Raw genomic sequence first — 25,905 nt, forward strand, 5'->3', positions numbered from 1 at the left:
GGACTGCCCGTTACACGACCACTGATCGACCGCCGCACCAGAAGCACTCGTATTGCCGTAGACATCCAGACACAGACCGTTATTGCCGACCACCAACTGCTGATAACCGCCTGGGAAACTCCCACCGCCGCTGCCGCCGCCCGAGCCCGGCGTCAGGTAGATACCGAATGCGTCGTGCGAGGCCTGGAACGTGACGGGGACTGTCATGGAGCCGCCAGCGGCGCTCATGTCCTGTTCGAGGACCACCTGCCGGGAGTTCAGCGGGGACTGGTCCGGGATCCGGTACACGGTGACGTGGACGCTGCCGTTGTTCGCCAGCCAGGGCACCGACGACAGTCCGCTGAAGGACACGGAGGCGCTGCCGGTGTATCCGTTCGAGTCCCCGATGATGGCGACGGCCCGTTTGTTCGCGCTGTCGGCGGCGGCGGAGATCGCCGTGCTGCCGACCTGTCCGGAGGTCGAGACCAGGTTTCCGGTGAGGTCGGCGTAGGTGCGGAACGCCCACCAGTTGCCGGTGGCGGCGAAGTTGCCGCCGTTCACGGCGACGATCCCGGTGAGGTTGGGGACCAGGCAGCAGACCCAGTTGCCGCGCATCGCGTTGGTGTAGCCGGACTGGGCGAAGCGGGCGAGATACCAGGCCGTCACTCCGGCGGTCTGCCGGTCCGCGGGCTGATACTCGTTCGCCGACAGCGGGCGGCGTGCGATTCCGGCGGAATCCAGCGCGCTGCCCAGGGCCTGCGACACGGCCACCGGGTCGTCGACGTCGCCCTCGTCGTGGTTGGTGATCTCATCCGGCACCGTCCCGGCGGACTTGACATGCGCCAGCCACGTCTGCCACTCGCTCCGGTTTCCCAGCGGGGTGAAGGCGAACGACGGGCCCACGATCTTCGCGTTCGGGGCGATGCGCCGGATCTCCCGGTAGGCGGTGTCCCACATCTGGAAGTACTGGGCGCTGTTCACGCCCCGCTTCCAGAAGACGGAGATATCCGGCTCGTTGTCGATGTCATAGGCGAACTTCAGCCCCGACGCCTGGAGCGCGCCCACCGTCGCGTCGATGAAGCCGACCCAGTTGGAACAGTCACCGTTGTCGCACGGGTACACCGTGTTGGACGGCTGCCCTCCGTCAAGACCGTACAGATCGGTGACGAGTACCTGGAACTCGGTGTTGTACGGGGCGAGGCGCTTGGCCTGCGCGACCACCGTGTTGACGTCCGTCTGCGTCTGGGAGCCGTACTTGTAACCGTCCCCGATCCAGGCCCGGTTCACGTGCCCGCCGGCGCGGTAGGCGTTGGGGTGGAGCGGCTGCAGGTACTGGTCCGGCGGCTGCGTACCGTCCTGGTTGATGCCGTACAGGAAGCCTTCGCCGACACCGGTCGACGGCCCGGTCGTAGCGGCCAGGTTCACGTTCATCGACTCGGTGGCGGCCTGGGCAGGCGCCGACAGAGCCAGCGCCAGCGCCAGCGCCGTTCCGGCCGCCGTCAGCAGGCGGCCGAGCCTTCCTCTCGTCCTCATCGAACCCTCCTCCGGTCTGGGGCGACCCGGGCCTGACGCGATCGAGCGAGTTCGCGGCCGCGCTGCTCGTATGGTGCCGTGACTTGTCGAACCGATTCGCGAATCGGTTCGCTCGGAGGTTATGACCGAGGTTGAGGAAGGGTCAATGCCAGATTTCGCGCTTCCGGCCGGGGTGACGTCACGTCCGGGAAAGCCGCTGCTCGGTGAGCCCCCACTCGCCCGAACGCCCTCGCTGACGGCGCGGCATCGCGAAACTTTCACGCCGCCGGGGGTTGATGGTGAACGTCGCGACGCGCTCCGCCCCGCCGAGGTGGCCCCCTGGCGTTGAGCGGAAGAGCAGGACGACGGGTTGGTGGCTGCGCCGTTCAGTGGGGGGTGGACAGCCCGAAGGCGGACAGGTCGATCGATTCGCCGAGCCGCTTGTCGCCGGTCGCGTTGGGGTGGTAGCAATCGTGGCGCCAGGGCTCGTAGATCACGGTGGGGTCGTTCGGGTCGCGCAGCACGGCGTCGAAGTCGAGGACGGCGTCGAACGCTCCGGAGGTCCGGATCCACTGGTTGACCGCGAGCCGGGCCGCTTCCCGGGCACTGCCGGCGGCGTTGCACATCGGCAGGATGGTGGCACCGACGATCTTGTGCCCGGACGCGTGCACCCGGGCCGCGATGCCGTCCATCGCGTGGATGACCTGCTGGGCGGGGGCGGGCGGTGCGTAGTCTCCGCCGCCGATGTCGTTGGTGCCCTCGAGCAGCAGGACGTAGCGGACGCCGGGCAGGGACAGCACGTCGCGGTTCAGGCGTTCGGGAGCGGGCGGGCCGCAGCACTGGTTCGTCGGGTCGTAGGGGTTGGGCTGGACGCTGACGGTGTTGCCGCTGATGCCGGCGTTCGCGATGGAGAGCCGCCGTCCTGGCGGCAGGGCGTTGATGCGCTCGGCGAGCACGTCCGTCCACCGCGGGCCGCCGCCGTCCGCGTGGTAGCCGTCGGTGATGGAGTCGCCGAGCGTGACGATGGTGCCCCGCGCCGGGGACACGGCGCTCACCGCGTCGACCCACCACAGCGTTCCGGGCTTGAAGGCACCGAAGGCGGACCCGGTCTCGTCCGATCCGGCGTCACCGGCGGCCGTCGACAGGAACGAGCCGGGAGTGTCGGACTGCGGCGGCGGGAAGGTGTGGTCGTCGACCGGGGCGCCCGGTGCGTACACGCTCACCGAGACGTGGTCCCCGGGCCGAACGTGGATCGGCAGCGGGTCCGTCCAGACACTGGTTCCTGGGGCAATGCCGACGCTCGGCGAGCCGTGGACCGTGACACGGTGGTCCGAGCCCGGCGTGAGCGCCGGTGAGCTCGGAGACGGCTGGAGCCCGACCCACACCGACCGGACGGCGACGGCACCTCGCCCGAACGGGTTGCTCAGCCGCACGCGCAGCCGCGCACCGGGCGCGGTGACGGTCAGGACGTTGCGTACCGTAGCGTCGGGCGAGGTGCCGTGCGCGCCCTCCAGCGCGGACTCGGTCACGGTGATCGGTGAAGATGGGCGAGGGCGCGGATCGGCGTTCGCCGCGGTGCCGCCGACCAGGACCAGGGCGCATGTCGCGGCGACGGCGGCGGCCAGTCGATGCATCGTCATGGTGCTCTCCATCCGCGAGGGGCTCCGCACAGGGTGCGTATCGGCGGATATGTTGCGAGCTGCAACATAACCCCGAGCGTTGAGTGAGAGAAGCGGCGTTTTCGTGGAGATTCGTCACCGTGTGCGCTCATGGTGCGTCCCAAATCCTGGATTCGACTCTGACGTGCACCTTTCTCGGTAAGGCCCGGGCTCGTCTGGCTGATTCCGGCCACGCCCGAAAGGCCGGCCGATCGGAGACATCGGGCCCGTGATCTCAGCCGGTTGTGCAGGTGGTGCCGTTGAGGGTGAAGCCGGTCGGGACGGCGTCATTACTCGTCCAGGTTCCCTGGAATCCAAAGGAGGCATCGGCCCCGGCGGCGATGGTGCCGTTGTAGGAGACGTTCTTCGCGGTCACCGTCGCCCCGCTCTGGGTCACCGTGGCGTTCCAGGCATCGGTCACCTTGGTGTCTCCCGGGAAGGTGAACGTCAGCGTCCAGCCGTTGATGGCGCTGTTGCCGGTGTTGGTGATGGTGACGTTCCCGGTAAGGCCGCTTGACCATTCGTTCTTGGTGTAGCCCACCCGGCAGGAGCCGCTACCGCCGGTGCCGCCGCCCGTGCCGCCTCCGCCGCCGCTGCCCGGGTGCAGCTGGACGACGACCAGCGAGTACGCGGGGATGGTCTGGCTGGTGGCGGTACCGGCGGTGGTGGAGGTGATGGATGCGGCGTTCTTGGCGTAGGTGTAGACGGTGGGTGCGGCCGATGAGGGGGTGAATCCGCTGTAGGAGATGTTCGCCGTGTAGGCGTTCGACGGGTCCTTGTTGATGAAGAGCAGGTCCACGTCCCCGTTGGCCCGTTTAACCGCGTGCACGGTCAGGAGGGACTGGGCGCTGTCGGCGTGCACGAGGGTGTCGCCGGGTGCGCCGAGCTTGGTCATCATCTGGATGCCGTAGTACGGAGCGAATGGTGTCTCCGCAGGCGGCTCGCTGCCCGAGGCACTGGAGAGAACCCCTTCGTCGTTGTAGTCGGTGGCGCCGTCGACGGTGCTGGTGCCGTTGGATCCGTTGTGGAGGTTCCACCAGTCGATGTTGAACGCGCCGTTCTCCAGCCAGGTCAGGTAGTCGTCCGGTGCGAACAGCGCCGCAGGATGGGTGTCCTTGTCGATGGTGGAGTTGGTCTCGGTGACGGCGATGCCCACGTTGGGGGCGTTGGCGCCTGCGTACTGATTGATGAGCGAGCGCAGCGTGCCGGTAATGCCGGCGATCTGAGCCTGAGGCTTGGTCAGCAGGTCGGCGGGGCTGTTGCCGCCCGGGTACCAGTGCACGATCACGAAGTCGATCTTCGAGCCGACGATCGACATGACGGTGTGATTCCAGTCTGCGCTATCACCGGGTCCGGTGATACCGTCCGGCCAGCTCCCGGGCGTTGTCAGTACCGCGCCGACCTTGATGCCGGGGTCCACGGCCTTCATCGCCGACGCGTACTGCAGCAGGTTCGTGGCGTAGGTGGTCGCGCTCTTGCTGGAGTGGTTGTCGTGCTCCCAACCGGAGCCGTACTCACCGTTGCCATAGACCTCGTTGCCGATCTCCCAGTACTTGGCGCCGTATCCCTTGGTCACGTTGGCGTACCGCACCCAGTCCGCGGCCTCCTGCGGAGTGCCGGATCCGTAGTCGGCGATGATGATGGGCTGTGCACCTGCCGAACGGACCGTGCCCATGAACGTGTCGAAGTCGGTGCCCGGCGCGACGTATCCGCCGTCGGCGGTGTTGGTCTTCCAGTGGTAGATGTCGGCGAAGGAGCCGCCTGGATAGCGCACCGCGCCGATACCGGCACCTTTCAGCAGTCCCGGAATCGGTGAGTCGTTCATCCGCCCGTCGTACACGGCCACGTTCATGCCGAACGCGGCGGACGGTATCGAGGCCAGGGACCGCCCGGCGTCCACCGATACGGTGGCGGCCACGGCGGCTGATGCGGGCGTCGCAGCGATCGGGGTCAACGCCGCCGCGGCCAACACCAGGGCCGCGGCGAGCACACGAAGCAGAAGCCGAGTCGGGCATACGGGTTTGAGTCGTCCCATGGTTACTCCTGCCGGGCGGCGGTCGGCCGCCGCCCGCCCTCAGGCGGTGTGGGTGTGGGGGTGGTGGAGCCGGTGCAGGGGGCGCCGTTCAAGGCGAAGTCGGTGGGGGTGGGATTGGACGCGCTGTGCCGGCGCCTTGCCGTGTCGATGCCTTCTCATCGGATCCTGCCCACTCTCGACAGGGGTTCGATATTTCGAACGTCAACTGAGATCCCGGATGTGGACTTAGGCCGGATTATGGGGGAAGCGGCGGCCGTGTCAATCGATTCGATGACTCGGCCGTGCGGGCCCTGCAACGACGCACGTCGCAGTCGGAGGAGCCCGGCAGGGAACGAGTGGGTTTTCATCACCTTTCAATGAGATCGCGGCCGGCGATGTCGCCGGTGCCCTCGGCGAGAGCCAGGGCCTGGTGCAGGTGGCGCAGGGCGTCGGTGGTCCTGCCGAATTCGGCGCAGGCGTCGCCGAGCATCTGGTGCGGACGGCCTGATCGTGCAGTCGCCGGGCGCAGGTCACGGCGAGTCGCCAGGCTGTGGCCTGATCCTCGAAGTGCCCGCGTCGGCGGTGGAGGGACACGGTCGTGGGCCCGACCACTCGTTCACAGGACTCTTGTCGCGGCTCTGCGTTAACGCTAACATCACCGAAATCTGATTAACGATCTGTTACGAAAGGGCCTCATGCTGAACGTCGTGCCCGGTGTTCGCACAGAGGTCACCCGGTGAGCCGGGAGCCGGATCAGGCCACTGATCGGTCGGGCCCGCCGGCAGAGTCCCCTGATGACGACGGACGCCGACGCACCCCCTTGATGGCGGACGTCGCCCGGCTTGTGGGCGTTTCAGAGATGACCGTCTCCCGGGTCCTCAACGGTCGCCCTCGGGTGAGCGCCGAGACCCGGGCCCGCGTGATCGCGGCGATGAGCGAACTCGGCTACCGCCCGAACACCGCTGCCCGAGCGTTGGTCACCGGCAGATCACGCACGCTCGGTGTCGTCAGCTTCAATGCAACTTTGTACGGGCCGGCCTCGACACTGTCGGGGATCGAGCAAGCGGCGAGGGAAGCCGGTTACTTCGTCAGCATCGCGTTCATGCAGCCGCACGGGCGAGGGCGGGTGGCCGAGGTGATCGACCATCTGAAGGCCCAGGCCATTGACGGGGTCATCATCAGCGCCCCCCATGCGTGGACGGTGAAGGTCCTGCGCCATCTCCCCGCTGATCTGCCCGTCGTGGCCATCGACGGCGAGCCGGGTCCCGTGCCCAGCGCGGCGGTCGACCAGTACGTGGGCGCGGTCAAGGCCACCGAGCATCTGCTCACGCTGGGGCATGAGACGGTTCACCACGTGGCCGGCCCGTCCGGCTGGTCGTCCGCGCGGGCGCGCGAGCAGGGCTGGCGGGATGCCTTGGAGCGGGCCGGGAAAGTCGTGCCACCGGCCCTGAGAGGTGACTGGAGCGCCGGTTCGGGCTACGAAGAGGGACGTCGCCTCGCGGCGAGCGGGAACGCATCGGCGATCTTCGCCGCCAATGACCACATGGCGCTGGGCGTGCTGCGGGCGCTGCAGGAGACGGGCGCCGGGGTACCCGGCGATGTGAGCGTGGTCGGCTTCGACGACGTCCCCGAGGCGACGTTCTTCGGGCCGGCGTTGACGACGATACGGCAGGACTTCGGTGCGCTCGGGCAGCGCGGTCTGGCACTTCTTGTCGAGCAGATCGAGGGAGCGTCCCGGTCGTCGCGGCATGTCGTGGTGGAGCCGGAACTGGTCGTTCGCGACAGCAGTGGTCCGGCGTCGGCGTCTCCACGTAAGAAAACCTCCTGACCAGCAAGAAAGGCGTTTCTCGGTTGAGTGACCCCAAAAGCGTTAGCGCTAACGCACCTGCGGATCGGCGACGGCCGGCCGTCCGTTTCACGCCCGAACGCGTGCTCTTCGGCGCCGCGTACTACCCGGAGTACCAGCCGTACGAACGGCTCGCCGAAGACATGGACCTGATGGCCGGGGCCGGTTTCTCGGTGATCCGCGTCGGTGAGTCGACGTGGTCGACGTGGGAGCCGGAGGACGGCCGGTTCGAGCTGGACTGGCTGCAGCCGGTGCTCGATGCGGCCAAGGCGCGCGACATATCGGTCATCATCGGCACGCCCACGTACGCCGTCCCTCCCTGGCTGCGTCACAAGTACCCGGAGACGACCGCGCACCGTCATACCGGCGAACCGATTCCGTACGGCCATCGGCAGGACGTCGACTTCACCCACCCGGCCTTCCGCCACCTTGCCGAGCGTGTCATCCGGGAGATCGTCTCCCGCTACGCCGATCACCCGGCGGTCATCGGGTGGCAGGTCGACAATGAGCCGGGCAACGAACTGCTGCACAATCCGGCCGTCCTGACGGGCTTCGTCGAGCGGCTACAGGCCGAATACGGTGATCCGGAGACGCTCAACGAGAGATGGAACCTGGCGTACTGGTCGCACCGGATCGGGCGCTGGTCAGAGCTGTGGCCTCCGGACGGGAACACCACGCCCGCCTACGACCTGGCCTGGCGACGCTATCAAGCGGATCTGACCAGCGAGTTCATTGCATGGCAGGCCGGGATCGTCCGTGAACTCGCCCGCGACGACCAGTTCGTAACGACATGCCTCGATCTCGGCCGGAAGGCGCTTGATGAGGTCGTGCTGGCCACCGACCTGGACGTCGCCGCGACGAACCTGTACTTCCCGATGCAGGACGGGCTTGCGACGCCCGCCGCACCGACGGCCGAGGGTACGGCCGGGCGCCCGGACTGGCTGCCCTGGGCGGGCACCTGGGTGCTCTACCTGAAGGCCGATACCTCCTTCGGTATCCGTACCGGCCCCTTCCTGGTCACTGAGACGCAAGCCGAATCGATCGGCGGACCGCACCTGAACTTCCCCGCCTATGACGGCCAGTGGCGCCAGGCGGTGTGGGCCATGGTCGCGCGGGGCGCCGCGATGGTGGAGTACTGGCACTGGCACACCCTGCACCAGGGTTATGAGGCGTACTGGGGAGGCGTCCTCGGGCACAGCCTTCATCCCGGACGCTGCTACCAGGAGCTGAGCCGTACGGGCGAGGAGCTGCGCCGTGCCGGTGAGACGGTCGCCGGTCTCGAACCCGACGCCGACGTGGCGATCGTCGTCTCGCCGGAGAGCAAGTGGGCGATGGAGTTCCAGCCGCCGCTGGCGATCGAGGGCACCAGCCGGCCCGACCGCCTCGCCTACACCCGCGTCGTCGCGGCCTTCTACCAGGGCGCCTTCGAGGCCGGATCACAGGTCGCCATCCTGACCGCCGGGCAACTCGACGACGACCCGGCGGCGCTCGCCGCCCGCCGACCCGTGCTGATCGCGCCGGCGCTGTACGTCGCCGACGATGACCTGCTCGCCTACCTGGACCGCTACGCCCACGAGGGCGGCCACCTGGTGTTGACGTTCCGCAGCGGCTGCGCCGACCGGATGGCCGGGCTGCGACCCGACATCATGCCGGGGCTGCTGCGGCCCGCCGTCGGCGCGCACTATCTGGAGTACACCAACCTGATCGAACCGGTCCCGGTCCGGGCCGGAGACGGAACCGGCCTGGACGCGGCGGGCGGGCACGCGACCGGCTGGGCGGACGGCCTCGTGCTGGATGAGGCCGTCCCGCTGGCCTGGTACGAACATCCGCACCTGCGGCGATGGCCGGCGGTCAGCACCCGCGAGTACGGGGCCGGACGCGTCACCTACGTCGGCACACTCCCCGATCCGACGCTGGCCAGGTCGCTGGCCTCGTGGATCACCTCCACCTCGCTCCCCCCGAATCCGTGGCGCGACCGGCCGGAATCGGTGACCGTCACCGGAGCCACGGGACGGGACGGGCGGCGGCTGCGGTTCGTCAGCAACTGGTCGTGGGAGCCGGTCACCGTGCCGACCCCCGCACCGGTACACGACCTTCTCTCCGGCGCGGCGCTCGGCGCCGGAGCGGGGTTGGCCCTGGGCCCCTGGGATGTCCGGGTGCTCATCGAGCGCGAAATTCCCCCCAACGAGGAGGTCGGCCAGTGAAGCATCGACAGACAGCATCCGGGTGGCCGCAGTGGCCCCGGGCCGTGGCCGCGGCGTTCGTCGGCTCGGTTCTGCTCGCCGCGGCCGCGTGTTCAGGCTCGGCCGGCAAGCCCGCCGACGCGGCATCGCCGGTCGACATGGCGAGCGAACTGAACAAGCCCGCCACCCTCACCTTCTGGTCGTGGGTCAGCAACATCGACGACGAGGTCAAGCTCTTCGAGCAGAAATACCCCAAGATCAAGGTCAAGGTCGTCAACGCCGGTCAGCCCGGCGATATGTACCCCAAACTGCGGACCGCGATCAAGGCCGGCAGCGGAGCGCCGGACGTGGCACAGCTGGAGTACCAGGAGATCCCGTCCTTCACGATCACCAAGAGCCTCCTCGACCTGACCCCCTACGGCGCGAACGGCGTCAAGGACCGCTTCGTGCCCTGGGCCTGGAACCAGGTCTCCCAAGGCGGCAAGGTCTACGGGATTCCCCAGGACACCGGGCCAATGGGCATGCTGTATCGCAAGGACATCTTCGACAAGTACGGCATCGCCGTGCCCAAGACGTGGGCGGACTTCGCGTCGGCGGCCAAGAAGCTGCACGTCGCCGCCCCCAACACCTACCTGACCAACCTGCCGCCCAACAATGGCGTCCCCTTCAACGGCATGATGTGGCAGGCCGGGGCACGACCGTTCACCTACAGCGGGGGCGCCGACATCTCCGTGCGTCTCAACGACACCAACAGCCAAAAGATCGCCGGCTATTGGAGTCCCCTGGTGAAGCAGGGCCTGGTTTCCTCCGATCCGGACTTCACTGACCAGTGGTTCCACGGACTGGCGAACGGCAAGTACGCCACGTGGCTCACTGCCGCCTGGGGGCCGATGTTCCTCAAGGGCACCGCGAAGCAGACCGCGGGTAAGTGGCGTGCCGCGCCGCTCCCGCAGTGGAGCGCCGGGCAGAACGTCTCGGCGAACTGGGGCGGCTCGGCCAGCACGGTGGTCCGGGGAACCAAGTACCCGGCCGCGGCGGCCGCCCTTGCGGAGTTCCTGAACACCGACGCGGCGTCGACCAAGACGCTGGCCACTGAGCAGTCCCTCTTCCCCGCGACGACGGCCCTGCTGGCCGACGCCTCCTTCACCGGTGAGAAGGTGCCGTTCTACGGCGGGCAGACGGTCAACCAGGTCTTCGCCGACATCTCCAAGACCGTGCCGACGGACTTCACCTGGAGCCCCTTCCAGGACTACGTCTACCAGGCCTACCAAGACACCGTGGGCAAGGCCGTCACCGGAAAGACGGACATGACCGCCGCGCTCGCGCAGTGGCAGCAGACCGTCACCGGTTACGCGCAGAAACAAGGCTTCACCGTCACCGGCGGAAACTGAATCGGTCACATCGGTCCGGGCGGTGCACATCGCCACCGCCCGGACCGGACCAGGAAGACGACATGAGCCACCAAGCACCCCCTGTCGGGTCGGCCGCGTCCGCCCCGCGCGATCGCCACCGTCCCGCACGCATCCGCCGTCCCCTACGCCAGACCGCGGTCGCGTACGCGTTCATCGCGCCGTTCATGCTGCTCTTCGCGGCCATGCTCGCGATCCCGCTGCTGTACACCGGCTACCTCAGCCTGTTCCGAGAGCAGCTCATCGGCGGCACCGTCTTCGCCGGCCTCGGGAACTACCGCCATGCCCTCGGCGATCCGTTGTTCCGCGAGGGCGTCCTGCGCATGGCACGGTTCCTGCTGATCCAGGTCCCCGTCATGCTCGCCGTCTCCCTGGCGTTCGCCCTCATCCTGGACAGCGGCCGGCTCAGGCTCGCCCGCTTCATCCGCCTGGGCATCTTCGTGCCCTACGCCGTGCCGGGCGTGATCGCCGCCCTCATGTGGGGCTACCTGTACGGGCCGGACTTCGGGCCCTTCGCCCAGTTGGCCCGGCACACCGGCCTCGGAACGCCGGGCTTCCTCACCTCCCACTGGATCCTGGCATCCATGGCGAACGTCGTGAGCTGGGAATTCATCGGGTACAACATGATCGTCATGTTCGCCGCCCTGCAGAGCGTCCCGAAGGAACTGTACGAAGCGGCGGCCGTCGACGGAGCCGGCCCGGTCCGGATCGCCTGGCACGTCAAGATCCCCGCGATCCGCCCGGCGCTGCTGCTCACGCTGATCTTCTCGGTGATCGGCACGTTCCAGCTGTTCAACGAGCCGAAGCTGTTCGCGGTGCTCGCGCCGAATGCCGTGGGCAGCGCCTACTCACCGAACCTGTACGTCTACAACCTCGTCTTCGTCAACCAGCAACTGAACTACTCCGCGGCCGTGTCGTTCCTGCTGGCCGCCGTCATCGTCGTCGTCTCCTACGCGGTTCTGTTCGCCGCCAACCGGAGGAATCATCAGCCATGACCACCTTGGGGTCACGCGCGGCGAAACCGGCAGCCGCGCCCGCCACCGTCCGTACGCTGCCGCCGGCCGGGCACCGTAGGCCCGGCAACATCCTCACACTGTTCATGCTGGCGTGCCTCGTCTACTTTCTGCTGCCGCTGTTCTGGCTGGTAATGGCGGCCACGAAAAGCAACAGCGGACTGTTCAACAGCTTCGGACTGTGGTTCGGCCATGACTTCGACCTCTTCACCAACCTCCACGACGTGCTCACGTACAACGACGGCGTCTATGTCCGCTGGCTGCTCAACACCTTGATGTACGCCACCGTCAGCGCCGTCGGCGCCTCCCTCATCGCGGCGATGGGCGGCTATGCATTCGCCAAGTATCGCTTTCCCGGCCGAAACGCGATGTTCGCCATCGTGCTCGGATCAATCATGGTCCCCCAGACCGTGCTCGCCATTCCCACGTATCTCCTCTTCAGCAAAATTGGTCTGGTCAACACACCCCTTGCCGTCATTCTGCCGTCGCTGGTGAGCCCATTCGGCCTCTACCTGATGCGGGTCTACGCGGAAGGAGCGGTACCCGACAGCCTCATCGAGGCCGCACGCATCGACGGAGCAGGGCCGTTCCGCATCTTCCGGCAGGTGGCCTTCCGGCTGCTGGCGCCCGGCATCGTCACCGTCCTGCTCTTCACCCTGGTCTCCACCTGGAACAACTACTTCCTGCCACTGATCATGCTGAACAACCCCAGGTGGTACCCGGTGACCGTCGGACTGGCCCAATGGCAAGGACAGGCCAGCGGCGGAAGCGGCGCACAGGCCCTTTTCTCACTCGTCATCACCGGAGCCCTCCTGTCGATCATCCCGCTGATCGCCGCTTTCCTCCTGCTCCAGCGATACTGGCAGGGCGCCCTGGGCCTCGGCGCGGTCAAAGGCTGACAGCGGACGACGGAGCCGAGCTTTTGCCACCAGCGCCTCATCAGCGGCAGTCTCTCGCCTGGCCGACGGGGGGCGCGGTGCGCAGCGTCCCCCCGTCGGCGGAAGGTCTAGGTGGCCGGCGGGAACGCGGCTCGGAAGCGGCCGAGTTCGGCCTTGGTGACCGGCAGGACCGTGCCGTGCCGGGGCCGGGTAGGCATGTCGTAGCCGTCCGGGATGCTCCATTTTGGACTGTCCAGGTCGCGGGTGGTGAATGGTATGTATCCGCGGCCGGAGGACTCGTCCATGAAGGCATACCAACGGTCTTCGGTGTTGGACTTGAAGGCCGTTGGGCCCTCCAGCCAGCCCAGACCGAAATGGGTCCTGATGCAGTCGTCCACCAGTTGCCAGTTCCGGGGCTTCGCCTGAGGGAGATCGACCGCGGTCAGGGACTTGGACCGCTCGAGGACGATGTCGGCGGTGCAGGAGCCGACGACGCCGTCGTCCGTGCTGAAGCGGTAGTAGTAGTCCCCGTCGCGGACGACGGTGGCGTCGATGCTGTTTGCGCCGGTGTCCTTCCACACGCGGGGCTCGGAGAACGTACGGAAGTCGCGGGTCGTTGCGTACATCAGGCGGGTGTTAACGGTGCCCTTGTGGTCCGGGTCGTCGGCACTGTACAGGTTCGACGCCCAGTAGACGACGTAGGCGCCGAGCCTCTTGTCGTAGGTCGCCTCGGGTGCCCAGGTCATGCCGGCGTTGTTGTCGGAAACCCGCACGTGGCGCTGCTCGGACCAGTGGACGAGGTCGTTCGACTCCCAGACCTCGAGGTATTTACTGCCGTGTCTCGTCTCGTAGTCCCACCCCTGGCCGCCGTAGATCTTCAGGTCGGTGGCGATGATGTAGAACTTGTCTCCCTCAGGGGAGCGGATGATAGACGGGTCGCGTACGCCCTTCTCGCCCATGGTGGAGGTCAGGGTCGGCTTGTCGCCGTTCAGGTCGTCCCAGTGCAGCGGGTCGTTACCGCGGCTGGCGGCGAAGTAGATCTGCTCGCCGTCGGCGTATTTCTCTCCGGCGAAGTAGGTGAAGATGTAGCCCTTCAGCGGCTGTCTCTTCGGCAGCGGGCGCGAGCGGGTGGGTCTTATCCTACCCGCCTTCCGGCATCGATCCGACTGGCATTGTGCCCGATCGAGCCACTGGAGGTCCATAGAACACGCTCCGTACCGGAGGGATCGATCTGTATCGACAAATCGACCACCCGTCCCCGCCACCGACCTGGTCGAACCTGCCCGTCGATTCGACTGTTCATCGATCAGTACAGTCGGTCGCCGATGAATATGCTTCCCGTTCGATAATCCCCGTTACGGTGAGTGAAGCAGGCATCCAGCGGTTCCGATATCAAGCTCTTGACGACTCAAAAATTGCCGTGATTCGATTCGCGAGGTGCCCGCGATCTTGCTAGCCCCGCAAATGGTCCCCGAAGAAGGGTCGCGGCCACGTTCTATCCGATCGCCCTCTATGAGCCCCTGGGAGCGATGAAATTGCACCGAGTACGGCGGATGGCCGCGATCGCCACGGCGATCGCGGCGCTCATCCCCCTCACCTCCGGCGGGTCACTCGCCGGGACGCGCACCGACGACGCCGCGGCGATGGCCCCCGCACATCAGGCGGCGAACGTCGAGGCGCGCGTGAACGCCCTGCTGTCACGGATGACGCTCGATGAGAAGCTGCAGCAGATCGAACTGCTGGGCGGCTCACAGGCGACCGACGACGAGGTCCGCAAGGGCGTCGGCACCGTCTACAGCGTGACCGACCCCAAGCAGATCGACCACCTGCAGCACGTGGCGGTCGAGCAGTTACGGCTGCACATCCCACTGCTGTTCTCCTTCGACACCATCCACGGGTTCCGCACGGTCTTCCCCATCCCGCTGGGCGCGGCGAGCAGCTTCGACCCGAACGTCGCCGCCGACGACGACCGCTTCGGCGCGCGGGAGAGCGCGGCGGTCGGAATCAAGCAGATCTACGGCCCGATGGTCGACGTCTCCCGCGAGCCGCGATGGGGACGGATCGCCGAAGGCGCCGGCGAGGACCCCTACCTCGGCTCGGTGTTCGCCGCCGCCCGGGTCAAGGCCGCCCAAGGCGGTGACTACAGCGCACCGGACAAAGTCGTCACCAGCCCGAAGCACTTCGTCGCGTACGGCCAGCCGGAGGGCGGCCGTGACTACAACACCACCGACATGTCCGAGCAGCGGCTGCGCAACGTCTACCTGCCGCCGTTCAAGGCGGCCGTCGAGGCCGGCGCGGGCACGGTGATGTGCTCGTTCAACGACCTGGGCGGCTCTCCCGGGTGCGCCAACTCCCACACCGAGACCGACATCCTCAAGCGCGAGTGGGGCTTCGACGGCTTCATCGAGAGCGACTACACCGCGATCTCCGAACTGCGCGCCTGCCCGCCCAAGACTCCGGACGAGGGCCCGTGCGGCCACGGCGTGGCCGCCGACGGTCCCGACGCCGCCGCGCTCGCCCTGAACGCGGGCACCGACTCGGAGATGGTCAGCACCAACATCCGCGACTACGGCAAGCGGCTCCTCTCGCAGGGCCGGATCTCCATCAGCCGGATCAACGACGCCGTACGCCGGATCCTGCGGGTGAAGTTCCGCGCGGGGCTGTTCGACCACCCGTACGTCGACCCGTCCAAGGCGGAGGCGGCGCAGTTGCGGCCCGACGCCGTCGCGGCGGCGCGCAACGCGGCGGCCCGGTCGATGGTGCTGCTGAAGAACGACGGTGGCACTCTGCCGCTCGACCCGGCCAAGAGCACCGCCGTGATCGGCCCGCTCGGCGACGACCAGCACGACGTGCTCGGCCCCTGGGCCGGAGCGGGCCGCGACGAGGACGCCGTATCGGTCTACGCGGGCATCAAGGCCCAGAACCCCAAGACGACCTTCACCCAGGCCTGCCAGATCTTCGACCGCTACCCACCGGACAACACGCCCGACGACGTGTGCGGATCCGACGCCGACTTCGACAAGGCCGTCAAGGCGGCCAAGGCCGCCGACCAGGTCGTCGTGGCCGTCGGTGAGGCCCGCGGGCAGAGCGGAGAGGCCGGGTCCCGCAGCGACATCGACCTGCCCGGCAGGCAACAGCAGCTCATTGACGCGATCAAGGCGACCGGCAAACCCTTCGTCGTCGTGCTGTTCAACGGCCGCCCGCTCACGTTGTCGAAGGTCGCTGCCGCCGCACCGGCGATCCTCGAGGCGTGGTTCCCCGGCGTGCAGGCCGGCAACGCGGTCGCCGATGTCCTGTTCGGCAAGGTCGACCCGGGTGGCAAGCTACCGGTGTCGTTCCCGCGTTCCCTCGGCCAGGTCCCGATCTACTACGACCACGAGCCGACCGGGCGCCCCTGCGATCCAAAGTCGATGTTCAACTCCCGCTACCGTGACCTGCCGTACTGCGACCCGCTCTACCCCTTCGGGTACGGCCTCAGCTACACCACCTTCGACGTCTCCGCCCCGCGCCTCAGCGCCACGACCATGCCGGCCGGTGGAAGCATCAGCGCCTCGGTCGAGGTGAGGAACACCGGCAAGGTCCGCGGCGACGAGGTCGTCCAGCTCTACATCCACGACCCTGTCGCGAGCATCTCCCAGCCGGTCCGGCGCCTACGCGGCTTCCAACGCGTCACGCTCGCGCCGGGTGAGGCCAGGACCGTGACGTTCCGGCTCGGGAGGCAGGACGTCGGGTTCTACGACAACAGCGGCCGGTTCGTGGTCGAGCCCGGAACCATCGACGTCTACGCGGGTGACAGCTCCACCGCCGACCGGTCGGCCTCCTTCGAGGTCACCAACCGCTGAGTACTCGTGAGAAGCAACCGCCGGATGCCGCATCTGTGACAGGCCGTGCGGCTTCTGCCTCGCACAGCCAGCCCCGACACCACCCTGCCTCCTGTCGGCGGCCTCCGCGATCCGGGAGCCCGCGATATCCCCATACCGAGTCGGCGGATAGTATCCGCTTCCTGTCGCTATATGCACATTGCACCGATATGAGGGTGACGTGGTGGGACGGAGGTATTGATGTCCCTGACCGAGGCCCTACGGGCGAGAGCTCCGCAGGCGTTCGGCGCGCTCTACGACGAGTACGCCGAACCGCTCTACGCCTATTGCTGCGTCGTGGTCGGCGCGGAGGCGCACCACGCGCTGCGCGACGCCTTCATCACGGTCGCCCGCCATCCGGGCGCCGTCCCGGGCGAGGATGCGGAGTTGCCGGTATGGCTCTTGGGGTCGGTCAGCGGGCATGCCGAGACGGCGGAGCGTCGCTCCGATCGCGGAGCGGAAGCCGCCGATGGGGGCAAAGCCACCGGCGATCAGACGGACCCACTCGGGCTCGCGCCGCGCCCGGCCAATCCAGCAGCTCTGGACGACACCTGTACGCAATCAAAGCGGGCCGCCCCCGTCTTTCGACTGCGAGGCCGGGCACCGGGTCAGGTCGGTCACACGATCTGAAGACTCGGCGCCGCTCGATGGAGCGGCGCGTTCTCTACCGCCTCGCCGCCTCCCCGCGATCCCGCCAGCAGGGTCAGCATCGGCACTCACGACATCCCGCCATGGAGGGCGTAAATTTACGCCTTAGGCCCCGAACCAGGCCGAACTCAGGACCTTGAGCCCGAACTATCCTTACCTACGCCACGGCTCTGACCTGCAGTGATATGGTTTGACCAGGTTAAGGGCCGCGCGGCCGGGGATCGGGGGGATGACCCCGGCCACGCGGCGGTCTGTGGGGCGCTCAGCGCCGGTCGGTAACCTTCATGATCTGCCATAGCTCCTCGCGGAGCCGGTCACGACAGACACGGTACTGCGCCCAGTCTCCGCCGAAGGCTTTCATTACGACATATTCCTCGTCATCGCTGGCCTTCCGTACCGGCCCGGAATGGTGCACGGCATCGTGCATCTCACTCCACAGGCGGTCCCGCCAGGCGCGATAGAGCTCCATGTCGCCGCCGAACTTGGTCTCCACCAGCAGCTTCTCGTCGCGGATGACCCAGCCGGCGAGGTCGGATCCGTGGCGCCGCGGCTCATCCCGGCCGAGCGCGCGGGACGCCGGGCGGTCGTGCTTGCCCGGGGGCCATACCTTCATGACGTCTCTCTCCTCGTTCCTGCCGACGTTTAGAAGGACGCATCAGACCGCCGCCCGGATGACAAGGATGTTCCGGCGCTGTCGTCTCTGAGATTCTGGGGGTATGCAGCAACACCGTCGGCTCCGCGACGACCTGCTCGACGCCGCAGCGAGGTTGATCATCGAGCGCGGGTTCCGGCGGGTCCGGATGCAGGACGTCGCGGACGCGGTGGGGGTCAGCCGGCAGACGGTGTACAACGAGTTCGGCGACAAGTGGGGGCTGGCTCAGGCGCTGACCCTGCGGGAGAACGAACGGTATCTCGACGGCGTCGACGCGGCGCTGTCCGACCACGCCGACCTCTACTCGGCGGTCGCGGCCGCGGTGTCGTACACGCTGCGGACCGCCGCCGACGACCCGTTGAAGAAGACGACGCTGACTGGTGAGGGCAGCGAGGACCTGCTCCCCCTGATGACCACGCGCGCCGAGCCGGTGCTGTTCGCCGCGCGAGAGCGCATCGTCAGCCATGCCGTACGCCAGTGGCCGCAGCTCGACGCGACCGAGGTGACCGAGCTCGCCGACGCGGTCATCCGCCTGACGATGAGCCACGTCATGCTGCCGACGGATCCGGCCGAGGTCGTCGCCCAGCGACTGGCGCGGCTCGTCGCCCGCTTCCTGGGCCTGCCCGCGCCGAGCGACTGACTCAGAAGCGCGGCGGGCGTTTCTCGCGCAGGGCTCGGACGCCCTCGCGCAGGTCGGGACCGGCGAAACCGTAGAACTCCAGGGCCAGCGATGCGTCGAATGCGGGACCGGCCATGCGCAGCCAGTTGTTCAGGGCGTACTTCGTGAACCCGATCGCCTGGGCGGCCCCGTCGGCGAGCCGTCCGGCGATCTCCAGGGACTTCTCGTGGACGGCGTCGTCGTCGACGCAGAGGCTGACGAGGCCGATGCGCTCGGCCTCCTCGCCGGTGAGCGGCTCGCAGAGCAGGAGGTGGTACTTGGCCTTGGCCATGCCGCACAGCAGCGGCCAGACGACGGCGGCGTGGTCGCCGGCGGCCACGCCGAGGCGCGTGTGGCCGTCGATGATCCGCGCGGTGCGGCCCGCGACCGAGATGTCGGCGAGCAGGGCGACGGCCAGGCCCGCGCCGACGGCGGGTCCCTGGATCGCGCTCACGATCGGCTTGCCGCAGTTGAGGACGTTGTAGACGATGTCGCGGGCCTCGCGCAGGACCCGGGAACGGACGTCGAAGTCCGCCATCATGTCCTCGATCATGGCGAGGTCCCCGCCTGCGGAGAAGGCGGTGCCGGCTCCGCGTACGACGATGGCGCGCACCTCGTCGTCGGCGTCGGCGTCGCGCCAGATCTGGGCGAGTTCGCGGTGGCCGGTCGCGTCGACGGCGTTGAGCCGCTCGGGGGCGCTGATCGTCACCCGGAGCACGCCCTCGCGCGCCCAGTCGATCCGCAGCCGCTCGTACGACTCATAGCTCATCGGTCCGACCTCCGCGTCCGGCTTGCTCGAGCCTATCGGGAAGATCGGAAGACCGCCGCGTCCGGCCGGGACCGGACGCCGCACCCGCTCCGGACGGCTGCGGCGCGGGGAGACCTCGGCCGGACGTTCACCGGGACGACATCGGCCGGGAATTCACGGGCCGACATCGGCCGGGGGTTCACCGAAGCGACCTCGGCCGGAGGGCTCACCGAGGTGCGTGGGTCGGCGGGGGGCGTGGGTCGGCGGGCTCAGGGGCGGCCTTCGGTCGCCGCGCGCACGAACGCCTCGAAGAGGCGGAGGTCATCGCTCTCCTCGGGATGCCACTGCACGCCGATGCCGAACCGGTGCCCCTGCAACTCCACCGCCTCGACGACCTGGTCCTCGGTCCAGGCAACGGCGACGAGTCCCTTGCCGAGGCGCTTGACGGCCTGGTGGTGCCGTGTCGGCGCCTCTGCCTGCTCGCCGAGGATCCGGCCCAGGGTGCTGGAGGAACTGATCTGGACGCGGTGGGTGCCCACTCGGCCGGAGGCCGGGGAGTGAGCGTCTCCGCCGACGACGTCGGGCAGGTGCTGGACCAGGCTGCCGCCTTGGAGGACGTTGAGCACCTGCATGCCGCGCCCGATCGCGAGGAAGGGCACGTCGTTCTCGACGGCGGCGCGCAGCAGCGCGAGTTCGAACCGGTCGCGTTGCGGCTGCGGCGCGCCGGTCCGGTCGTGCCGCACCTCGCCGTACAGGCCGGGGTCGAGGTCGGCGCCGCCGGCGATGACGAGGCCGTCGAGGCGTTCGACGTGCACCGAGACGGCGGCGCGGATGGACGGCGGAATGAGCACGGGGACGGCCCGTGCGCGTTCGAGCGCGCGGAGGTACGACACGGGCAGCAGCGCCGCCTCGCGTACCCAGTCGCTCCAGCGCGCGGGCTCCAGGTCAGTGGTGATTCCGATGAGCGCGGGCCCCGTGCCGTACGTCGCCCCTGCCATCCCGGGGCCTCCTCCCGAACGCCTTCGGCGATGTCGTTGTTGCTCTGGGTCATCATGGCGCATGACGGAGCCGGTGGGCGGCCGCTCGTGACGCGTGGCGCGCCCAGCCTGCCCGACTCCCGTGCCCGGCGTACGGCCGGACACGGCGAGTCGCGGGGAACATCCTTCCGTATTCAGGGGAGATCAGAAGTAGAGATTTCTTCAAACCCGTAGATATTTCTTCTATCGTTCCCCGTATGCAGCCAGGCGCACGGCCTAGTCGGTTTCATACCGATCGGTATGCGCGGTTCACTCGCAATAACTCTCCGATTACGCGTAATCCACATTTGATTACCGTTCGTACATCTCGGAATTAGCCCGCTCCAAGAGGTTGATGTTCTCCCTGGTGAGATGCGAAACTCGCTGGACGGGGACCATGTGGGGACGAGTGACAGGAACAGCCGTGAAATCCGTTGAGTCGCTGAAACCTGAGGTGATCAAGGAAATCTACGCCCTCATCGAGCCGTACGCAGAAAAGGGCATTTCCTATTTCTACGGACGGCTCTTCGCGGAGAACCCACGCCTTCGCACGCTTTTTCCGCCGGGCATGGCCGCGCAACGGGAACGCATGTTCCGCGCCCTCTCCCAGATCACCGGAAGCCTCGACAGCCCGGACACCTTCACCGACTTCCTGTCCCGGCTCGGGCGAGACCACCGCAAGTTCGGCATCGCCCCCGCGCACTACGAGGCGATGGGACGGGCGATGCTGGCGACGTTCCGCGCGTACGCGGGCGAGGCGTGGACGGCGGAGATGGAGGCGGCCTGGACGACGATGTTCACGACGGCGGCCGCGATCATGATCCAGGCGGCCGAGGAGGACGCCGAGCACGCACCGCCCTGGTGGATCGGGGAGGTCGTCGAGCACGAGCGGCGCGCCTCGGACATCGCGGCGCTGACCGTACGGCCGAGCCAGCCGCTGCCGTATCGCGCGGGGCAGTACGTCACCGTTCAGGCCGCCCGCTGGCCCCGGGTCTGGCGGTCGTACTCGATCGCCAACGCCCCGAGCGACGACGGGCTGCTGCGCTTCCACGTGCGGGCGCTCCCGGCCGGCTGGGTCAGCGGAGCACTCGTCCGCCACACCGCGGTGGGTGACGCGCTCCTCCTCGGGCGGGCGGCGGGCTCGATGGTGCTCGACGCCGAGTCCGACCGCCACATCCTGTGCGTGGCGGGCGGCACCGGGCTCGGCCCGCTGAAGGCCCTCGCGGAGGAAGCGCTCCGGGCCGGCGGAGAGCGCGAGGTCCGGCTGTTCGTCGGCGCCCGCACCCCGGCCGAGCTGTACGACCTGCCCGCTCTCCAAGCGCTCGCGAAGCGGCACACGCGGCTCGCGGTGGTGCCCGTCGTCTCGGAGGACCCCGAGTTCGACGGCGTACGGGGGCTCGTGTCGGACGTCCTCGGCCGTTTCCAGGACTGGTCGGGCCACGACGCGTACGTCGCCGGACCGGCCGGGATGGTCTCGCGCGCCGTGACCAACCTGCACGAGCTCGGCGTCCCGGCCGAGCGGATCCACTACGACGCGCCGGACCGCTGACCGCGAGCCGACGACGACGGTCTACGCGCCGGACTCGGCGCGTTCGCGCAGCACCGCCGCCGTTTCGTCGTCCGCCGGGAAGAACGCCTCGATGGCGAGCTCGGCAAGAGTGACGTCGGCCGCCGCGCCGAACGTCGTCACCGTGCTGAAGAAGCTCAGCTCCCGGTCGCCGTACCGGAGAATGGTGGGCAGCGCGATGTCGTGCGCGGGCTCGTGGACGGCCTCCTCGTCGACGTCGGGACCGTAGGCCTTCGTCTCCTCGTGCAGCGCGGCGAGCTGCGGGTCGCCGGTGAGCGACACCTGGCGGGCCATCCGGCCGATCAAGTGCGCCCGCACCTCCGGCAGGTTGACCACGCGCGCCGACAGTCCCATCGGATGCAGGGCGAGCCGGTGGATGTTGACGGGCGGCCGGACCAGCTCGTCGGGCACGTCCTCTAGGAACAGCATGGCGGCGTTGTTGGCCATCACCAGGTTCCAGAACCGGTCGACCACGATCGCGGGGTACGGCTCGTGCCCGTCGAGGACCCGGACGAGGGCCTGCCGTGCCGGGCCCATCTCCGGGGCGTCGATCGAGCGCTGCGCGTACACGGGTGCGTACCCCGCCGCGATGAGCAGGTCGTTGCGCTCGCGCAACGGCACGTCGAGCCGCTCGGCCAGACGCAGGACCATCTCGCGGCTGGGATGCGAGCGGCCCGTCTCGACGAAGCTGAGGTGGCGGGTGGAGACGTCGGCCTCGAGGGCGAGGTCCAGCTGACTGAGCCGGCGGCGGCGACGCCAGTCGCGCAGCAGATCGCCGACGGGTCGCGTGGTTGTGGCGGTGACCATGATGATCAGACGCTATCCGCCACGGCCACCCGACGGCGATTACCTGTGAGGTAGTCGACACGATGACGCGGGACGCGGCCGGCGCGGTGGGCCGGCGGGTCGTGGGAAAATCCAGGTGCGGCGCATCTCGCCCGTGGTGATGTCACTCGCCCGGGCCCGGCGCGCGCCGCCGAGGGGAGGGTCGACGGCATGCCGAACGTCAGCGCGCTCTCGGCCGGGCACCTTCTGCGGTTCATCAGGTCCGGTGCGGCGCGCACCCGTCGCGATCTGATGGACCTGACCGGCCTGGCCCGCTCCACGGTCGCGCAGCGCGTGGACCAGTTGGTGAGCGCCGGTTACGTGCGCGAGGGCGGTGTCGACGCCTCGACCGGAGGCCGCCGTCCCAGCCTCCTGGAGATCGACGAAGGGTCCGCCGTGGTGCTCGCCGCGGATCTTGGGGCGACCCACGGCCGGGTCGCGGTGACGGACCTCGCCGGCCGGGCGCTCGGCGAGACCACCGGCCGCATTCTCAGCTCCGAAGGGCCGGAGAAGGCCCTCGCCTGGGTGACGGCCCGGTTCCGGGATCTTCTCGCCGACTGCGGGCGGTCCGTCGCCGAGGTGTGCGGCGTGGGCGTCGGCCTGCCGTGCCCGGTGGACGTGCGCACGGGCCGTACGGTCCAGACCCCGATCGCTCCGGGGTGGGAGCGATACGACATCCCGGCCGCGATCGCCGCCGAGTTCCCCGGTCCGGTCATGCTGGACAACGACGCCAACGTCATGGCGCTCGGCGAGTACACCGCCGCGGGCCCCGACGCGCCGCCGGTCCTCCTCGTCAAGGCGGCGACCGGCATCGGCGCCGGGATCGTGGAGGACGGCCGCGTGCTGCGCGGCGTCGGCGGCGCGGCGGGCGAGATCGGCCACGTCCGGGTGCCGGGCCGCGACGACGCGGTGTGCTCCTGCGGTCGCCGGGGATGTCTCGCCGCGGTGGCGAGCGGGGCGGCGCTGGCGCGCGAGCTGGCCGCGTCCGACCCGTCGGTCCGCGACTCCTCCGACGTCGCCCGGCTGGCGCTGGCCGGCCACCCGGAGGCGGTGCGGCTGACGCGGGAGGCCGGGCGTGTGCTCGGCGAGGTCCTGGCGGTGGTCGTGAGCGTGGTGAACCCCGGCTCCCTGATCATCTCCGGGTCGCTGGCGGGCGCCGGGGAGCATCTGGTGGGCGAGATCCGCGAGACGGTGTTCCGGGGCGTGCAGTACCGCTCGACGCGCGGGCTGCACATCGGCGAGGGACATCTGGGTTCGCGCGCCGGCGTGGTGGGCGCGGCTTCCATGGTCATCGACCGGGCCTTCTCCCCCGAGGTCGTCGATGCCCGGATCGCCGCCGCGGAGCCGTTGCGCGCCTGACCGACCGAGACGTTTCCGGTCGATTACGAAAGTTACACAGCGGTTACAGGCACGCCACTTGCCACGCCCGGAGCGACGGCGCAGGATCGACAGGGGCAACTATGTCTATGATCACGGACGAAGTAGCCACAATGACGGACAAAGTTCCCGCGTGCGGAGAAATCGAGATGACGGACAGCGAGAGACCGCGATACGAACGCCATCGGCTCTGGGTGGTGAACCGACTGAGCCGCGCCGAGGTCGCCGAACGGGCGGCGGAGGTCCTGCGCGGCAACGACCGGGGACTCCACACCGTCGCGGCTCCCCGGCTCTACCCGCACATGTGGAGCTGGGACGCGGCCTTCATCGCCGTCGGCCTGGCACGGATGTCGGCGAGCCGCGCGCTCACCGAGCTCGAGACGCTGTTCGCCGCACAGTGGGGCAACGGCATGGTCCCGCACATCGTCTTCTCCGCCAACGCCCCCCTGTACGAGCCGGGCCCCGATCGGTGGGCGTCGAAGGAGACCTCGCCCCACGCACCGGACCACGCCGCGACCAGCGGACTGATCCAGCCGCCGGTCCACGCGCTCGCCCTGCGCCGGATCCTCGACGCAGTGCCGAACGCCGACGCCTCCGAGCGGCGCGACGTCATCGCCCGCATCCGCATCCTGTGGCCGAAGCTGCTCACCTGGCACCGCTACCTGGCGGAGCACCGCGACGCGGACGGCCGGGGGCTGCTGATGATCTACCACGGCTGGGAGAGCGGGATGGACAACTCCCCCCGCTGGGACACCCCCTACGCCGACGTCGTCCCCGAGCCGGGGTTCCGGCCGTTCCGCCGGTCCGACCTGGCCGCCCTGGGTGAGCAGTCGCAGCGCCCGACCGACGCGGACTACGTCAAGTACCAGTGGCTGATCGAAGAGCTCCGGCAGGCGCGCTACGACGACGAGCTGGCCCGCAAATCCCTCAGCTTCCGGGTCGCCGACGTGTTCGCCAGCGCGATCTTCGCGGCCGCGAACGAGGATCTCGCGCGGGTCGCCGACGAGCTCGGCCTGGGCGCCGTCGACGAGCTGCGCGGATACGCCGAGCGGTTCCGGCGCGGCGTGCTCGGCACGGCCGACGAGGACGGGTTCGCCGCCGACGTCGACCTGCGCACGGACACGGCCCTGCGCACGAAGACCATCGCCGGGTTCGCGCCGCTCCTGTCCGGTGGACTGGACCCGGAGCGCCGGCGCCGCCTGGTGGACCTGCTGCTCTCCCCAGCCTGGTGCGGAAACCCAGACCTCGCCTATCCGCTGCCCCCCAGCACCAGCCCGGAGGCGCCCGAGTTCGACGCCGCCCGCTACTGGCGCGGCCCGCAGTGGCCACCGATGAACCTATTGATCATCTGGGGCCTGGAGCGCTCCGGGGAGCACGACGCGGCGGAGCGGCTCCGCGAGGTCGCCCTCTACCAGCTCACCGACGGCGTCTTCGCGGAGTACTACGAGCCGTTCACCGCACACCCGCTGGGCAGCAGGCCCCAGTCCTGGAGCGCCGCGGTCGCCCTCGACCTCGTCGGCGGCTGATGGTCGATTACCCGACGGGTAGTGGACATCGTGCCCTCTATCGGCACACTGTCGTCATGATCTCTCCTGACGACCTCCTGGCCGCCATGCCGTTCGCCGGGACCACCGGCCTGGTGATCGAGTCGGCGTCCGCCGAGGAGGTCACCGGCCGGCTCTCCTGGGCGCCGGAGCGCTGCACCGCCGGCGGCGTGATGCATGGTGGCGCCCTCATCACGCTCGCCGACAGCGTCGGCGCCGCCTGCGCCTTCCTCAACCTGCCACCGGGCGCGAACACCACCACGGTCGAGACGAGCACGCGGTTCTTCCGGGGCGTGCGGAACGGCGAAGTACGAGCCGTGGCCCGGCCGCTGCACACCGGCCGGACGACCATCGTCGTACAGACCGACCTGTACGACGCCGAGGACCGCCGCGTCGCCCAGACCACCCAGACCCAGGCCGTGCTCACCGGGTGACGGCGGGCCGGATCCCGGCACCGCCCTCGACGACATGGCGCCGACCGGCACCGGGGGGCCGCCTCGCGCGTCGGCCGAACACCG

At 68.9% G+C, this 25,905-nt stretch carries 21 protein-coding genes; 12 read left to right on the forward strand and 9 right to left on the reverse strand.

Translation table 11 applies throughout. From position 1 onward, the window contains the following. From AB0I04_RS37125 to AB0I04_RS37140, 4 genes are all read right to left on the reverse strand, one after another. The coding region (locus AB0I04_RS37125) for a hypothetical protein (protein WP_360895660.1) at window positions 1-1,512 on the reverse strand (1,512 nt) is incomplete at its 3' end. A gap of 365 nt (window positions 1,513-1,877) precedes the next feature. After that, on the reverse strand, window positions 1,878-3,131 hold the full coding sequence (locus AB0I04_RS37130; RefSeq protein WP_360895663.1) for a GDSL-type esterase/lipase family protein: 1,254 nt from the start codon (window positions 3,129-3,131) through the stop codon (window positions 1,878-1,880). A 253-nt stretch (window positions 3,132-3,384) separates the two neighbouring features. Next, on the reverse strand, window positions 3,385-5,184 hold the full coding sequence (locus AB0I04_RS37135; RefSeq protein ID WP_360895666.1) for a cellulose binding domain-containing protein: 1,800 nt from the start codon (window positions 5,182-5,184) through the stop codon (window positions 3,385-3,387). Window positions 5,185-5,530: 346 nt separating this feature from the next. Further along, complete coding sequence (locus tag AB0I04_RS37140; protein WP_360895669.1) at window positions 5,531-5,653, reverse strand: hypothetical protein; 123 nt, start codon at window positions 5,651-5,653, stop codon at window positions 5,531-5,533. A gap of 333 nt (window positions 5,654-5,986) precedes the next feature. Between AB0I04_RS37140 and AB0I04_RS37145 the strand changes: the two genes are divergently transcribed. From AB0I04_RS37145 to AB0I04_RS37165, 5 genes are all read left to right on the forward strand, one after another. Further along, window positions 5,987-6,991, forward strand: a complete 1,005-nt coding sequence (locus AB0I04_RS37145) for a LacI family DNA-binding transcriptional regulator (RefSeq protein WP_360895672.1) — start codon at window positions 5,987-5,989, stop codon at window positions 6,989-6,991. Window positions 6,992-7,092: 101 nt separating this feature from the next. Continuing rightward, complete coding sequence (locus tag AB0I04_RS37150; RefSeq protein ID WP_360895674.1) at window positions 7,093-9,213, forward strand: beta-galactosidase; 2,121 nt, start codon at window positions 7,093-7,095, stop codon at window positions 9,211-9,213. Continuing rightward, window positions 9,210-10,583 carry an extracellular solute-binding protein gene (locus tag AB0I04_RS37155; protein WP_360895676.1) on the forward strand — a complete coding sequence of 458 codons (1,374 nt, stop codon included), beginning with the start codon at window positions 9,210-9,212 and terminating at the stop codon, window positions 10,581-10,583. Before AB0I04_RS37150 ends, AB0I04_RS37155 begins: the two co-directional genes overlap by 4 nt. A 62-nt stretch (window positions 10,584-10,645) precedes the next feature. After that, the gene (locus AB0I04_RS37160) at window positions 10,646-11,596 is read left to right on the forward strand and encodes a sugar ABC transporter permease (protein WP_360895679.1); all 951 of its coding nucleotides are present in this window, start codon (window positions 10,646-10,648) and stop codon (window positions 11,594-11,596) included. Further along, on the forward strand, window positions 11,593-12,513 hold the full coding sequence (locus AB0I04_RS37165; protein WP_360895682.1) for a carbohydrate ABC transporter permease: 921 nt from the start codon (window positions 11,593-11,595) through the stop codon (window positions 12,511-12,513). The genes AB0I04_RS37160 and AB0I04_RS37165 overlap by 4 nt, the downstream gene beginning before the upstream one ends. Window positions 12,514-12,620: 107 nt before the next feature. Here the strand turns inward: AB0I04_RS37165 and AB0I04_RS37170 are convergent, their stop codons facing one another. Beyond that, the gene (locus tag AB0I04_RS37170) at window positions 12,621-13,694 is read right to left on the reverse strand and encodes a glycoside hydrolase family 43 protein (protein ID WP_360895685.1); all 1,074 of its coding nucleotides are present in this window, start codon (window positions 13,692-13,694) and stop codon (window positions 12,621-12,623) included. 327 nt (window positions 13,695-14,021) lie between these two features. On the opposite strand from AB0I04_RS37170, the gene bglX reads away from it, so the two are divergent. Together bglX and AB0I04_RS37180 are read left to right on the forward strand one after the other, a co-directional pair. Continuing rightward, a complete protein-coding gene (bglX, locus tag AB0I04_RS37175; protein ID WP_360895688.1) occupies window positions 14,022-16,334 on the forward strand; it encodes a beta-glucosidase BglX in 2,313 nt (770 codons plus the stop codon). A gap of 219 nt (window positions 16,335-16,553) precedes the next feature. Beyond that, entirely contained in the window at window positions 16,554-16,982 is a 429-nt protein-coding gene (locus tag AB0I04_RS37180) for a hypothetical protein (RefSeq protein WP_360895691.1), read from the forward strand. Between the two features lie 280 nt (window positions 16,983-17,262). Here AB0I04_RS37180 and AB0I04_RS37185 read toward each other — a convergent pair whose 3' ends face one another. Beyond that, the gene (locus tag AB0I04_RS37185; protein ID WP_360895694.1) at window positions 17,263-17,613 is read right to left on the reverse strand and encodes a hypothetical protein; all 351 of its coding nucleotides are present in this window, start codon (window positions 17,611-17,613) and stop codon (window positions 17,263-17,265) included. Window positions 17,614-17,716: 103 nt separating this feature from the next. Between AB0I04_RS37185 and AB0I04_RS37190 the strand changes: the two genes are divergently transcribed. After that, window positions 17,717-18,292, forward strand: coding sequence for a TetR family transcriptional regulator (locus tag AB0I04_RS37190; RefSeq protein WP_360895697.1), 576 nt, complete (start codon window positions 17,717-17,719; stop codon window positions 18,290-18,292). Between the two features lies 1 nt (window position 18,293). Here AB0I04_RS37190 and AB0I04_RS37195 read toward each other — a convergent pair whose 3' ends face one another. Both AB0I04_RS37195 and AB0I04_RS37200 read right to left on the reverse strand, forming a co-directional pair. Next, the gene (locus AB0I04_RS37195; protein ID WP_360895700.1) at window positions 18,294-19,079 is read right to left on the reverse strand and encodes an enoyl-CoA hydratase/isomerase family protein; all 786 of its coding nucleotides are present in this window, start codon (window positions 19,077-19,079) and stop codon (window positions 18,294-18,296) included. A gap of 248 nt (window positions 19,080-19,327) precedes the next feature. After that, the gene (locus AB0I04_RS37200; RefSeq protein WP_360895703.1) at window positions 19,328-20,056 is read right to left on the reverse strand and encodes a gamma-glutamyl-gamma-aminobutyrate hydrolase family protein; all 729 of its coding nucleotides are present in this window, start codon (window positions 20,054-20,056) and stop codon (window positions 19,328-19,330) included. Window positions 20,057-20,498: 442 nt separating this feature from the next. Here AB0I04_RS37200 and AB0I04_RS37205 point away from each other — a divergent pair, with 442 nt between their 5' ends. After that, window positions 20,499-21,623 carry a globin domain-containing protein gene (locus AB0I04_RS37205; RefSeq protein ID WP_360895706.1) on the forward strand — a complete coding sequence of 375 codons (1,125 nt, stop codon included), beginning with the start codon at window positions 20,499-20,501 and terminating at the stop codon, window positions 21,621-21,623. Between the two features lie 21 nt (window positions 21,624-21,644). On the opposite strand, the gene AB0I04_RS37210 is transcribed toward AB0I04_RS37205, so the two are convergent. Beyond that, window positions 21,645-22,448, reverse strand: a complete 804-nt coding sequence (locus tag AB0I04_RS37210; protein ID WP_360895709.1) for a helix-turn-helix domain-containing protein — start codon at window positions 22,446-22,448, stop codon at window positions 21,645-21,647. Window positions 22,449-22,637: 189 nt separating this feature from the next. Between AB0I04_RS37210 and AB0I04_RS37215 the strand changes: the two genes are divergently transcribed. The 3 genes from AB0I04_RS37215 to AB0I04_RS37225 all read left to right on the forward strand — a co-directional run bounded on the left by AB0I04_RS37215 (window position 22,638) and on the right by AB0I04_RS37225 (window position 25,821). Beyond that, window positions 22,638-23,825 carry an ROK family transcriptional regulator gene (locus tag AB0I04_RS37215; protein WP_360895712.1) on the forward strand — a complete coding sequence of 396 codons (1,188 nt, stop codon included), beginning with the start codon at window positions 22,638-22,640 and terminating at the stop codon, window positions 23,823-23,825. A gap of 215 nt (window positions 23,826-24,040) precedes the next feature. Continuing rightward, window positions 24,041-25,369 (forward strand): glycogen debranching protein, encoded by a 1,329-nt coding sequence (locus AB0I04_RS37220; protein ID WP_360895715.1) that lies wholly within the window; start codon window positions 24,041-24,043, stop codon window positions 25,367-25,369. A gap of 56 nt (window positions 25,370-25,425) precedes the next feature. Continuing rightward, on the forward strand, window positions 25,426-25,821 hold the full coding sequence (locus AB0I04_RS37225) for a PaaI family thioesterase (RefSeq protein WP_360895717.1): 396 nt from the start codon (window positions 25,426-25,428) through the stop codon (window positions 25,819-25,821). Window positions 25,822-25,905 lie beyond the last annotated feature (84 nt).

It is taken from the genome of Actinoallomurus sp. NPDC050550, assembly GCF_040655075.1.
Classification (GTDB): domain Bacteria; phylum Actinomycetota; class Actinomycetes; order Streptosporangiales; family Streptosporangiaceae; genus Actinoallomurus.